The sequence below is a fragment of the Paenibacillus sp. FSL K6-1558 genome (genome assembly GCF_038002565.1).
GTDB lineage: Bacteria > Bacillota > Bacilli > Paenibacillales > Paenibacillaceae > Paenibacillus > Paenibacillus polysaccharolyticus.
Window position 1 is genome coordinate 3,309,467 of the sequence record NZ_JBBOCV010000001.1, and the last position, 13,309, is coordinate 3,322,775.

Annotated in this window: 12 protein-coding genes; 4 read left to right on the forward strand and 8 right to left on the reverse strand. The window is 46.8% G+C overall.

All coding sequences use genetic code 11. The annotated features are described in order from the left end of the window. Window positions 1-36: 36 nt before the first annotated feature. Window positions 37-792, forward strand: coding sequence for an MBL fold metallo-hydrolase (locus MHI38_RS14205; protein ID WP_154890190.1), 756 nt, complete (start codon window positions 37-39; stop codon window positions 790-792). Between the two features lie 101 nt (window positions 793-893). On the opposite strand, the gene MHI38_RS14210 is transcribed toward MHI38_RS14205, so the two are convergent. The 3 genes from MHI38_RS14210 to MHI38_RS14220 all read right to left on the reverse strand — a co-directional run bounded on the left by MHI38_RS14210 (window position 894) and on the right by MHI38_RS14220 (window position 6,549). Further along, window positions 894-1,433 carry a hypothetical protein gene (locus MHI38_RS14210; protein ID WP_154890188.1) on the reverse strand — a complete coding sequence of 180 codons (540 nt, stop codon included), beginning with the start codon at window positions 1,431-1,433 and terminating at the stop codon, window positions 894-896. A 1,097-nt stretch (window positions 1,434-2,530) separates the two neighbouring features. Then, complete coding sequence (locus MHI38_RS14215; RefSeq protein ID WP_154890186.1) at window positions 2,531-4,027, reverse strand: alpha-amylase; 1,497 nt, start codon at window positions 4,025-4,027, stop codon at window positions 2,531-2,533. A 203-nt stretch (window positions 4,028-4,230) separates the two neighbouring features. Continuing rightward, entirely contained in the window at window positions 4,231-6,549 is a 2,319-nt protein-coding gene (locus tag MHI38_RS14220) for a helicase C-terminal domain-containing protein (protein ID WP_154890184.1), read from the reverse strand. Between the two features lie 221 nt (window positions 6,550-6,770). Here MHI38_RS14220 and MHI38_RS14225 point away from each other — a divergent pair, with 221 nt between their 5' ends. Next, entirely contained in the window at window positions 6,771-7,268 is a 498-nt protein-coding gene (locus tag MHI38_RS14225) for an antibiotic biosynthesis monooxygenase family protein (RefSeq protein WP_154890182.1), read from the forward strand. 267 nt (window positions 7,269-7,535) lie between these two features. On the opposite strand, the gene MHI38_RS14230 is transcribed toward MHI38_RS14225, so the two are convergent. The 5 genes from MHI38_RS14230 to cidR all read right to left on the reverse strand — a co-directional run bounded on the left by MHI38_RS14230 (window position 7,536) and on the right by cidR (window position 11,998). Next, window positions 7,536-8,207, reverse strand: coding sequence for a GNAT family N-acetyltransferase (locus tag MHI38_RS14230; RefSeq protein WP_154890180.1), 672 nt, complete (start codon window positions 8,205-8,207; stop codon window positions 7,536-7,538). 30 nt (window positions 8,208-8,237) lie between these two features. After that, a complete protein-coding gene (locus MHI38_RS14235) occupies window positions 8,238-8,918 on the reverse strand; it encodes a GNAT family N-acetyltransferase (RefSeq protein WP_154890178.1) in 681 nt (226 codons plus the stop codon). A 50-nt stretch (window positions 8,919-8,968) separates the two neighbouring features. Further along, window positions 8,969-9,826: a carbon-nitrogen hydrolase family protein gene (locus MHI38_RS14240; protein ID WP_154890176.1), complete on the reverse strand. Its 858-nt coding sequence runs from the start codon at window positions 9,824-9,826 to the stop codon at window positions 8,969-8,971. Window positions 9,827-10,064: 238 nt separating this feature from the next. Continuing rightward, window positions 10,065-10,796 carry a hypothetical protein gene (locus MHI38_RS14245; RefSeq protein WP_154890174.1) on the reverse strand — a complete coding sequence of 244 codons (732 nt, stop codon included), beginning with the start codon at window positions 10,794-10,796 and terminating at the stop codon, window positions 10,065-10,067. Window positions 10,797-11,107: 311 nt separating this feature from the next. Continuing rightward, window positions 11,108-11,998 (reverse strand): cidABC operon transcriptional activator CidR, encoded by an 891-nt coding sequence (cidR, locus tag MHI38_RS14250; protein WP_341181332.1) that lies wholly within the window; start codon window positions 11,996-11,998, stop codon window positions 11,108-11,110. 198 nt (window positions 11,999-12,196) lie between these two features. Here cidR and MHI38_RS14255 point away from each other — a divergent pair, with 198 nt between their 5' ends. Together MHI38_RS14255 and MHI38_RS14260 are read left to right on the forward strand one after the other, a co-directional pair. Continuing rightward, window positions 12,197-12,568 carry a CidA/LrgA family protein gene (locus MHI38_RS14255; RefSeq protein WP_154890172.1) on the forward strand — a complete coding sequence of 124 codons (372 nt, stop codon included), beginning with the start codon at window positions 12,197-12,199 and terminating at the stop codon, window positions 12,566-12,568. Next, window positions 12,565-13,245 carry a CidB/LrgB family autolysis modulator gene (locus MHI38_RS14260; RefSeq protein ID WP_154890170.1) on the forward strand — a complete coding sequence of 227 codons (681 nt, stop codon included), beginning with the start codon at window positions 12,565-12,567 and terminating at the stop codon, window positions 13,243-13,245. Before MHI38_RS14255 ends, MHI38_RS14260 begins: the two co-directional genes overlap by 4 nt. Window positions 13,246-13,309 lie beyond the last annotated feature (64 nt).

The window sequence follows — 13,309 nt, forward strand, 5'->3', positions numbered from 1 at the left end:
CGGTCTTACATTTGCCAAACAAGGAGATGAAATGCGATGAAAATCACTTTTCTAGGCACAGGAGATATGTTTAGTGTTGAACAGCATCACAACAGTATGCTCGCTGAATTCGGCGATACACATCTGGTCATTGATTTTCCAGAGTCCAATGCCAAAGCGCTCAAGGAATACGGATTCGCGATGACAGGTATTCATAATGTGTTTATCACCCATCTACATGAGGATCATATTAATGGGGTTCAGATGCTCGGCTATTATGCACAGATTGTCGGTGATCGCAAACCACGCCTGTTCATTCATGAAGAGTTGGTTGACCCACTGTGGAACATCCTTTCTCCAGGGATGCGGTATACAACAGACGGCGAGCGTACAATGAGTGACTATTATGATGTGATTCCGCTTCCGGATGGCGGAAGTTTTGAGCTTGGCGGGGTCAAGTTCGAGACGTTTCGCACGCAGCATGTTCCCGGCATGGTCAGCAACGGGCTGATGGCAAAGCCTTATTTTTACTATAGTGCAGACAGCACGCTGGATCGTGAGCGAGTGGAACGGGTTGCACCCGATGTGCAGTTGATTTTCCATGAATGCCATATGCATGACCTGGTGATCAAATCCCATACGTCACTGAAGGATCTGGAGCAGCTACCCGCTGAAGTGAGACGGAAAACGGTACTGATGCATTATCATGATGAATATGCCGATGCGGACAAACGCGCAGCATTCAACCGTGTGTACGCGGGTGATCTGCGCATGGCTGGCACGCTGGAGTCCTTTGAGTTGGGGGCATATTAGTAAACGGGCTATGGCCTACAAAATAGAACAGATCATCGGCATGGGAATGAGAGATTAGGGGGCAGGACGATCCCTGGCCCTCCGTTCCCCCGTTATTCTCATCACTCCCAAAACTTCATATATTCAATCATTCTTGAAGATGGCTTGGCTTGAAGGTGAATATAATCCTCTTCCCGCTGATCTTCTGGTCCATATGAGATTTTGACATACACATCAGTATAGTTCTGAAGATATTCTGCGCTAATTTCGGATTTGGGTCTCAGAACATAACTTCTGGATAAGCCTAATCCCAGCGGCTCTTTATCCGGCCGCAACGTAGTTTCATATGTATTGCCCACATTCGAATGGAATAGTTCAGCTGCATCAATAACTTGAAACATATCGGGATCGAGAGTGAAGGTTTGAATGACATTCATCATCGGCATGCGAACTTCATCAATCATAACCTCATAGGTGATCCCATCCACTCCAGATTCTCGGTCAGGGTTTACATCCACCGTTGCAGCCAGATGATACTCTCCTGGCAAGGCTCCTTTGAAACTCTCCTGATCCTTTGTTACCCGCTGGGTTATATCCCTGCGTTCTGTGTTAAACGTATAGTTGTCCGCGCGCTTAACTTCTCCATTTGGTCCTTCTTTCACGCCAAAATTGCACGCCGTTAAACTTATTGCTATTACAAGCAGATAGAGGACAAGCCAAAAGGCAGACGTTCTTGCTCTTACTTTTGTAGTTCTGTTTATTGTAGTTTTGGTTCTTGTAGTTCTGGTTCTTGCAGTTGTTGTTATTGTTGTTATTGTAGTTCTTGTCCTTGTTTTTGTTTTTGTATTGGTTTTAATTCTACGATGCATGCCAGTGCTAACTCCCTTCTCTCTTTCATATATTCCCTTATCGAAACTTATCGCTCATCCATATGAACAACATATCTAGCATGATACTTAATACGTTAATAAAAGTGTCCACCATCATTGATATTCTCTTGTAAATTCGAGTGAGACGACCTAACTAGTCTAGATTTCAAATAAACTTTTCCCTATATTTGGATTATTGTAGCATATATTCTAATATTAATCTCACATAATCTCTGTCATGTGTGTGACTTAAGTAGTGAATATGTTGGATGGTTGGTTGGTTGGTTGGTTGTTGTAGTTAAGCATAAGTGGGATGTGCGTAGAGTAGATTGAGAGTAGATAAGTCGTTAGGAAGTAGCTAGAGTAGAGGCCTGACTATATAAATGCGGGGAAATTCCATCAGTGTACACTCTGTTTTAAGTTTCCATTGTACGTTAACGATCACCAGAAACCTTATTTTACGTATATTGAAGGGTTTTACATTCTAACGATCACCAGAAGCGTTATTTGGATGAATTCGCTGTAAATGATAGCATTTTGACCGAATTTCAGCAAAATAAGCTCCACTGGGATCGTTAGAATTCCAAGGACCCTGTTTGGAGGCAAATAAGGCTTCCTGAGATCGTTAGAGTTCCAGAGCTGCTTCCAAACTATAAGTTACTAAAATGGGAAAACCACCTGAACTATCAGCACGCAGCAACGCGTCTGTTTGAACGTCCTCCACTCGTTGGATACTATTGGACGAGTGAAGATACCGTTCAGTTTCAGGTGGTTTATTTATTAGTTGCAGTGCTGTATCATATCGACCTTTTTTACTTGTTACGTATCACTTATGCAGAGACATTGTCCTACAAATATTCACAAACAATTACTTTGGCAATTCTCAACATCTAGTTTGAGCCATCTACAGTGTCTTCACCGCAGTCCTCATTCTGCTCAGACAGTGCCCAGACGGACACTCCTCCGCCGCAGACGTGGAACGTAGCCCAGCCATCTTCCTCAATGGTGATCGAATCTTCACAACTACCGGTCAGGTCTTCCCAGACTTCCCCTGCACGATGCTCTCCGACAAACATTCTCTTCTCACCGTCATCTCCGTTTGAGATGACCACTGCGCAACCCGAGCCTTCAAACTCTTCCAATCCGCGACGAACCCAACCAATGGTGTTGGGATGATCGAAATAGTCTTCCTGCTCTCCATAGGCTTTGTTGCAACGAGCTGACAACAGAATGTCCAAAATCTCTTTTTTGCCCTCCACCGGTTCAGGTCCGCCAATCCCGTAATAATCGCCGTAAAAGACGACGGGATATCCGTCACGACGCAGTAGTGTCAGTGCATATGCGCTCGGCTTGAACCAATCGCCAACCCAGGATTCGAGAGCCTCATGAGGCTGTGAATCATGGTTATCTACAAAAGTCACCGCATGGGTTGGATGAGTCTGAACCAAGGTGTCCTCAAAAATTTTGGAAAGATCGAAATTGCGTCCTGCCAAAGAGGCCTCATGAAATTTATAGTGAAGCGATACGTCAAACAAGTCAATTTGATAATCCACTGTATCTAAAAAGGTACGACAAGCATCCAGGTTGGGATTCCAGAACTCACCGACGATATAGAAATCTTGCCCGCGTTTGCGGATCATCTCTGCAGTAAATTCCTTGATAAACTCATGGTTAATATGTTTGATCGCGTCCAGTCGGAACCCGCCACATTGTAGCGTATCGATCAACCATTTGCCCCACTCGATCATTTCATGCCGTACATCCGGGTGGTTATAATCTATATTCGCAAACATCAGATAATCATAGTTGCCAAACTCATCATCGACGTTTTCATTCCAGGTTTTGTTCTCGCCGGCAATGCGGAACACACCCGTACGTTCTTCTTTTGCATCAAAATCAGTACCGTTGAAGTGTTCGGATGTCCATTTGAAGGAAGAATATTCGTTGCCCCGGCCCGGGAATATGAACTTCGTCCAGCCTTCGATCTCGAATGGTTCGGAAATCTCCTTCGTTCGATCATTAGGATCAACCTCGATCACTTTAAAGACTTCCTTTTCATCTGCTCCGGCCTTATGATTCATTACGAGATCCACATAAACGACAATGCCGCTCTTCTGACATTCTGCGATGGCTTCAACCAGTTCCTGCTTGGTGCCATATTTCGTGCGTACCGTACCCTTTTGATCAAATTCACCCAGATCGTACAGATCATAGATGCCATAACCTGTATCCTCTGCAGACACTGCCTTTGTTACAGGAGGCACCCATACAGAGTCTATGCCTTTTGCTTTCAGTTCCGGGGCCATGTCAGCCAGTCGCTTCCAATGATTTCCGTCTGCAGCCAAATGCCATTCAAAAAACTGCATCATGGTATGATTTCTCTTCATCACAAACCGACCTCCTTGATTTGCATTCGAAGCGGACCGCGGAACGGATAGGGTATCGCCGTTGTTCGTTCGTGCTAACCAAGTTATAACCCGATTGCCCTATGTTTCAATCATGAAAATGAAAGAATGTTAAGAAATTCAAAGAAAATTTTTCGTAAAGCACTGAAAACAGCACGATAAATACATAAAAAACGTAAACATCATCAAATCCGTTTATAATCCATCCATTCGTCAGGTAAAAGAGAACGATACGGCTCCTGCGTGAAACGGTCATCAACTAGCACGAGCACACCCTTATCTTCTTCCGTTCGAATGAGCCTGCCCCCAGCCTGAAGCACTTTATTCATGCCTGGGAAAACATAAGCATAATTAAAACCGTTACGTCCTGATTTATCAAAATAATCCTTAAGCACGTTGTTCTCCAGACCAATCTGCGGCAACCCTGCTCCTACAACGACAACGCCATTCAGACGGTCTCCTGGCAGATCGACCCCTTCCGAGAACACACCGCCCATTACAGCAAAAACAAGACGTGTGCGCTCGGGATGCGGCTGGAAAGCCGCCAGGAACTGCTCTCGCTCCTGTTCGTTCATACCTTGCTCCTGCATCACCGTATCCGCATCGCTGGCCCCCGGAAGCTGTGTATATGCTTGATAGATTTCACGCATGTACGGATAGGAAGGGAAAAAGACCAGCAGGTTGCTGCGCGGCCACTCGGATACGAGCTGCTGTAACATCTCGGCAATCGGGCGTTTGGATCGCTCCCGGTCTTTATAACGCACAGACAGAGGCATGAGCCGAACATCCAGCTGTTCCCGGTGGAACGGCGACGGAATCTGCAATGTGTAGTCCTCTTCCTCTGCCCCCAGCATATCACGGTAATAACGAAGAGGTGACAAGGTTGCCGAGAAATGAATGGTTGAGCGGAAGCCCTTCGCCGTCTGACGCAGTAGCAAAGATGGGTCCAGACAGAACAGTTTCACCCGTACCTCGCTTCGTACACACTCTGCATAGGTGATAAAACGCTCGTCATATAACCTGGCAATTCGTACGAAGTTCTGTGCTGTAAAATAGGCATCGAGCAGCAGCTGATCCATCTCAGCATTGCCAGATCCACCCTCGGCCAGACATTGCTCCGCCACCATGACAAAAGGCTCAAGCCGTTCAATCAGCTCCTCTGGCGCTTCTTGCTGAATGATCTTGCCCTCTTCTCCGCCGTTCTTACGAAGGGTGATCAGATACTTGTCGATGGCCCCGGTATAATCCACAATCGCTTTGGCGGCAGGCACACTGCTGCCCAGCGTCTGGAACTCTCTTTTGACATCGAGAAAAACGGCCTTTTCCAACTCTGCCGAGAACATCATACGCCCACGATCCACCAGATTATGTGCCTCATCTACTAGCAGCACCGTCTTGCGCTTCTGTTCCTCCAGCATCCGTTTGAGTGAAATACGCGGATCGAAAATGTAGTTGTAATCGCAGATCACCGCATCGGCCGCATATGCCGCATCCAGCGAGAACTCGAACGGACACACCCGATGTTTGCGGGCATACTGCTCAATAACGGGCCGTGTCATCAACGTTTCATGTTCCAGCATGTCCAGCACAGCACCATTAATTCGGTCATAATACCCTTCACACATGCCGCATTGCCCTGTATCGCAGGCTTCCTCGTCCTTGAAGCAAATTTTGTCCTTCGCCGTCAGGCTGATGACATGCATGTTCAACCCTTCTGCCTGCATCCGGGCAAAAGCTTCCTCCGCCGCCACTCTCGTTGTCGTTCTCGCGGTCAAGTAGAACAAACGACTGGCCTCACCTTCACCGATGGCTTTCACCGTAGGAAAGAGCACAGACATGGTTTTGCCGATGCCTGTAGGTGCTTTGGCCATAAGTCCCTGTCCTTCACGAATCGTTTTGTACACTGCACCTGCCAGCTTACGCTGCCCTTCCCGGTATTTGCGAAAAGGAAACGGCAACTCGCGCACACTAACGTCCCGCTCCGCTTCATAAGCAACAATCATCTCCGCATACGGTGCATATCCGGCGATGACTTCTGATGCAAACTGCTCGAGCTCCTGCCGCTCCGCCATGCGGCGAAACCGCCGCTCTTCACCCGTCACCGAATGCACATACGTCAACTGCACCTGCATCCGCGGCTCATCATGCTGAACGGCATACATATAGGCATACATCTTCGCCTGGGCCCAGTGCACGTCGAGGCCGCCTTCCAGCTCGTCCAGGTTACCCGCCGTGGATTTGATCTCATCCACCGTTATTTGCCCCTCCAGGCGAATCAAGCCGTCACATCGGCCTTCAATGACGTAGGTCAATTCCCCGTGTTGAAGCTCGGCTTCCAGTACAACTTCTTTTAAATCCTCTTCGGTATATGCCTTCTGCACACGCTGATGGATTCGCGTCCCCTCCTGCATCGAGGCATTGGTGCGGAATCCAGGACGGATACTGCCGCTCCGATAAACATACTCGACCAGTGGCCTGACTGATATCCGAATTGTTGTTTTCATACGATCACCCGTTCTGCTTGTAGTGGTTCTACTTTATCATGAAACAGGTTCCTCTAACCAGATTATTGGCAAATTGGACTCGTCCGTTCCCGTATGCTATGTTCAGTTGTATGAAGCGAACGCTCTGCTTCTCCAGCTTATTTCTGTCCTCTACGTTCTCGTGTGTAAAAGTATAGGCAAACTTATTTTGAATTTACGTATAAAGAGGAGGCAAACTTCCTATGTATATTTATTTGATCCCATCCCCGTTACCGGATGCACTTGCGGCATATCCACATCTGACACTGCGAGCTGAAGGTCAGGTACTTCTCGCTATGGAAACCACTGATCGTCTGCTGGATATTGAGTCAGATGAACAGGTAGCTTCTTATGAAGCATTTGATGATGCAGGAGCATGGGCAGGCGGTGGATTTGCTGTGCTGAACAACATTCCTGTAACCGAAGATGGCCGGAATGATTTTGAGGAACGTTTTAAGAACCGTGCCCGCAAAGTTGAAGATGAACCTGGATTCGTCGGTATTCGTGTACTCCGTCCATTGAAGGGTGATACGTATGTCGTACTGACACTGTGGCAAACAGAAGAACATTTCAAAGGCTGGCAACAATCACAAGCCTACAACCATGCTCACCGCAATCGCAGCACTAGTGAGGGCCTGACCGCGCAGAAACCAACTATGTTCCCGCGACCTTCATTTGTGACCACATATACAATCGAGTAGAGAGAGTAGAGTTGGCGAGTCATGATTAGTTGGAGTTGCTTGGCTCAAACGCCTAGATAAGGCTTTATGAGATCGTTAGCGCATTCCCTCACTCTTTCCCTTTACTCAAGAAAACCACCACTGTCTTCCCAGAAGAACAAAGTAAAATACCCGTAATTCAGACTGAGAAGACTGAATTACGGGTTTTAAATTTAAACTTTAATCACACTAGCGCCATGTTCCAGCTTAAGCACCCTATTTCCTCTATATCCGCTGCTACGCATCAACTTACAACGGACGTAATGCCACGGATTCACGCGCGTTCAACTGCTCCACCATAGACAGCCATTCCTGCGGTTTGTTTGGAAGTACAGCATAGTAACGGTTCAGGAAATCGGACACCAGACTGGCTGGCAGTTCCGCAAGAGACTCATCACCCGGCATAAAGCACAGGTCCAATCCTCCCACAGCTTCACCGTCACCTTGCCAGGATGGATGAACATAAGGGAAGTCCAGGCGCTGATACCCCAGATGAGACAGCACTTCACGGCGTACATAAGGGTCCATCGGTTTGATGCCGCCAAACGCGTGATCCTGAGTCAAATATGGATTGTAGATTTCAGCAAACATGCCGAACAACGATTTACCATTAGCAGCGGCGAGCTGCTGCAGATCAAGCTTGCGATGATTCGCCAAGAATGCGCCGATTCCCAAACCTTCGCGTCCGATAATCGTAAAATCAGTCATGGCCACATTCCAGTCCTCATAGTAACGGTACTCCGTCGCACCAACCACTTGGCCTTCATGTACAGCGACAAACACCCGAATGCCCGGGTCTTCCAGTGGTTCAGCCCATAACGGGAAATCGAGCACTTCCTCTGGCGGGAAAATGTCCTGCATCAACTTGTGCATTTGAGCAAACAACGGGTCCTGAATGGATGTAATACGTGTAAATTCCATAGATAAAAGCCTCCCTATTTAGATATGTATTTACTTAAAAGGATTAAGCCACTCCATCAGAGCCGCGTAATGACAAGATTCCTCGTCATCCAGATAATCGGTAGCCACTCCAACAGGCATACGCCCGCATTGTAGCAGAAAAGAAATAACCGGGTCATGCCTCTCTCCAGCGGCAACCTGATCCAGATACTGTTGTGCTGACATTTGCTCAGCTACCTGGTGATATCCAGGCATCCGCCCTGCTCCAAGCAAACGATCCATCCCCTGTGCAATCACAAGATGGTACATCGCCTGCATCATCAGCTGGGCCAGCCCCCACTTACGATACTTCGGACGGACACAGAGGTCAACAATGTATAGCGTGTTCCCATCCGGCCGGTGATTGCGGATATATCCATCATCTGTGACCTCTGCCCACGTATGGCTGGATGGGTCCGCAGCATCCCACTGCATTCGCAGTGAAGTCATCGAGCCAGCCAGTTCCCCATCCACCTCGATGCAGATGGCTCCTTCAGGATAATGCTGAATATGGCTACTAAGTTGCTCTTGGTTCCAAAGAAGTTCCTCCGGATATGGGGGTGGGAAGCTCTCTGCCTGGATACGAATAAGCTCTTCAAAGTCATGGGCCACATAATTGCGGATGACCGCTGTAGCTCTACCATGTTTACCACTTCCACCGGGTGCCGTTATCAGCATTTCTTTGACATACATCCCGCTTAACCCCTCCTTTGTACAGCTTTAATCAGCTTCCAAAAACAGATCTATTCCCAATCGGTGTACAGATCTGTACGGCGGTCACGCCAAGTTGTTACCGAGCCACGTTCGCGCACCTCGTACAGCAAATCCAGATCGAGATCGGCCGTTACAATCATATCGTTGTTAATCTCACCTTCCGCAAGAATGCCGCGTGGCGGAAATGGCACATCATTCGGGGTAATGATCGCAGCTTGTCCGTAATTGGCACGCATGAAATCCACTGTAGGCAGATGGCCCACCGTTCCCGTTAATACAACGTAAACCTGATTCTCCACCGCGCGAGCATGACTCGTATACCTTACCCGGTAAAATCCGTGGCGGTCGTCCGTACAGGAAGGACAGAAAATCACATCTGCTCCCTTGGCTTTCGCCATACGCACAATTTCGGGAAATTCAATATCGTAACAAGTCAGCATCGCAATGCGGCCTTTATCCGTATCAAACACTTCCAGTCCGTCACCTGCAGCCATATTCCACTCCGTTACTTCGGTCGGCGTAATATGAATCTTCGCCTGACGTGCAATCCGTCCATCCGGGTAGAACATATGCGCTGTATTGTACAGCTTGCCTTCCCGCCGGATAACGTGAGTGCCTCCGATCAGATGCATGTTGTATTTGGCTGCAAGGGAGACGAACAACTGCTCATACTGCTCTGTAAAATCAGGCAAATCTTCAATCGTTAACGCATTCCCTTGTGCGTCTCCAATGGACATTAATTGTGTTGTAAAAAATTCAGGAAACAGCACAAATTCCGTTCCGAATTCGGAAGCTGTCCGTATGTAATGCTCCGCCTGGGCGGCAAATTCCTCAAATGAGCGGATCGTTTGCAATTGGTATTGTACAGCGGATACCCGCAGTTTCATAAGTCCCACACCTCCACCAGTATTGTGGTTATATTGTATCAATGATCCGACGATTTATCTAATGCTATAGCTATGGAGGTAAGGCAATGTAGCAACAATACTTACACGTTATTCATCCCTCTACATCCTTCACTTTTATACAAAAAAGCCTCTTCATATGATGAAGAGGCTTTAGAAGACTCATTTATTCAATCCAATACCTAGAACCCATTTATCTAATCAAATACCTGGAACCCTTTTATTCAATATCCGAACGTTTCGCAATATTGCCGTCACCAAAGATGATTTGATCCATCTCAAACTCAACTTTGATTTTTTCTAAAGGTGTCTCCCTAAGTTCAGTATCTTTATCCATAAACTGATTTAATTCGAAACTACCCTCATAAGGCGTGGAAGCTCCAGATTTGATGGGTTCATCATATTTAACGTTTAGTGACTTGATCTCATTATCAAACATGTCTTTGAAGGTAATGACCCCCTGAAACCCTTTAATATCCTTGTCCGAAATGTTCTTCAAGTCAAGCGTCATATGTATAACATCACTGAATATCCATTTATTCGTATCTTTCAATGTCACACTTTTTTTAATTAAACTCACCTGTACAGACTCATCCAACAGTTTCAATTGACTTTGTTTTTTTGCTTCAGCTTCTTCCTGTTTTCTTTTAATCTCTTCCTGTCTCTTCTTCTCTTCTTCCTCAAGCTTAAGCTGTCTTTGCTTCTCATCGGTTATAATTTGTCCCACCGTTTTAGTAGAAAGATCCGTATTGCTACCCATTGAATATAAAATGGCTTTTCCCAAGAGGTCTTTATCTTCTTGCGTGATTTCAGTGCTATTCTTGATATCCTCGGGTACCGTTTCTGAATATAGTTTTTCGGTTAACGGCTTACCACAAGCCACCAGCATAATCGTCATTAAACCAATCAATATAGACAACTTTAATCCTTTATTTGCAGTACGTTTCTTCAACTTTACACAACCCTTTCGAATTCGGAATAATTGGCAACAAACACGTCATACTTTACACGCCATAGATGGAAAATATATGTGAGAACACGTTACTCTACTCTGTATAACTTTCACAGAAAAATCATCCAACTTCTGAACGCTCAGGCACCAGTCCATTTTTAAATATCTTTATCCAGCAATCTTGAATGCTCCCCTTACAATATCCTCCCGATTCACACCCCCTCAGTAACTTTATATCGGTTGAAACAACAATAAAATTAGAAGAAAAGATCGATAACTCACCTATGGATGCTCAGCCTCAGCAATCGACCTTACTCTCTGTTCCCCAGCATCGACTGCGTAAATCCGATCCATTCCCGGGTAGCAAAAGACAGATACCGATCCTTCCGCCAGATCATACCGAGCTGCCAAGGAATGACCGGTTCAATAACCGGGATGATCCGTACGCGCATATGATCAACCTCACGGCAGATCGTTTCCGGTAGCAAGGCCACACCCAGATTCGCCGCAACCATCGCACTTAACAGATCCCACTGGGAACTCTCATAGACTACACGCGGCTGGAATCCAGCTTGCTGGCAAGCCGCAATAATGCGGTCATGGAGCGCAAAATCTTCCCGAAACAAAACAAACGCATCCTGTTCCAGTTCATGGAGTGCGACCGACTCCTCTTCAGCAAGGGGATGGGAAGGATGCACGAGCAGATTAAGCTTTTCCTGAACAAACACAAAATGATCAAGCAGTTCATCGACCGTTGGCAACACCGCCACACCGATATCCAGCGCACCACTGATGACATCAGCCTCCACTTTTTTTGCCCCATCCTCGAACAATTGAATGCTCACTTGAGGATACGCTTTGTGGAACTCCCCGATAATCATCGGAAAGAAACTCGACCCCACCATTGGCGGCAGACCGATGCGCAGATGCCCCTTCTTCAGATTCATCAGATCGTCCAGCTCAGACGAAAGACTGCGGAACGATTTTTCAATCTCCAGCGCCTGCCGAAAAAAGACATGCCCGGCATCTGTTAGCTGCACCTGTTTACCGTAGCGATCCAGTAAGGTTACGCCCAGTTCCTCCTCCAGACTTTTAACGGTCTTACTAATTGTAGGCTGAGTGATATAGAGCACCTCGGCGGCCTTTGTAAAGCTTTGTTGCCGTGCAACTTCGAGAAAATATTGCAAATGACGAATATCCATCTTTTCCTCCCCTCCTATCCTGCTAGTCAAATCTTTTTTAACTATAGACAAATGGAATAGTAAACATTCTTAATATGCATTTTACTCATGAAATAATGCGTTGTAAAATTTGTGATACGAAGCAACGTTTCCATTCATTTTCATAATCATACGAATTAAATCGATCGGATACATGTTGATATACAAGGAGGGATTTGCGTGAAAAAATGGGGTGTCGGGATTGCACAAATTGCGTTATTAATGGTTTTTTCACTGCTGATGGACCTGCTGGCCCGTACTCTCCACCTGCCTGTACCTGGCTCCATTCTCGGAATGATCGCGCTGTTCATCTTGTTACAAACTGGCGTGGTGAAGCTTCGGTGGATTGAGGTCGGAGCGGCGTGGCTACTTGGTGAACTACTGTTATTCTTTATCCCGTCGGCGGTCGGCATCATGAACTACATGCCCATGCTGGAGCATGACGGATTGCAGATTTTATTTATCGTGCTGCTAAGCACGTTTCTGGTTATGGCCTGCACCGGCCTCGTTGCTACACGCATTGCCAAACGAAAGGAGCGTCACACCGGATGATTGGACTTTTATGTTTGTTGTTAACGGTCGGAATCTACATGGTTGCCAAGAGAATGTATCGCAGTCTGCCCAAAGTATATCTGTCACCGCTACTTATTACGCCGCTACTCGTTGTAGGCGTACTCCTATTAACCGGAACGGATTATGCCGCATACAGCAGCGGAGGCAAATGGCTTAGCCTTTTGCTACAACCTGCTACGGTTGCTTTTGCGGTACCGCTCTACACCTTCTTCCATGTGCTCAAAAAACATATTTCCGAGATTGTCATCAGTGTTATGACCGGATCGGTTGTTGCCGTACTCTCCTCGGCTATGCTTGCAAAATGGTTGCACCTCGACTCCGGCTTGATTCACAGTCTGATTCCGCGCTCGATCACAACGCCCATTGCGATGAATGTATCGGCTTCCATCGGAGGCATCCCGGCAGTGACGGCCGTATTTGTGATTATGACGGGGCTACTTGGGGCTATTATGGGGCCTTCCATCGTCAAAATGCTGCGTATTGATGGCGAGATTGCACGCGGTACACTCCTCGGAACAGGTGCTCATGGCACAGGAACTTCGAAAGCCTTTGAGCTGAGTTCATTGACAGGAACGATCTCCAGTATCTCCATGGTTTTGGCTGCACTCTTCACTTTAGCCGTCGCTCCCGCGCTCTCTAAACTTATTTTCCCATAATAGTTGGAATAATCCCTTTTTTTTGAAATATTATTGTTGTATTAAAGCCCTTTCTTCCTTACAA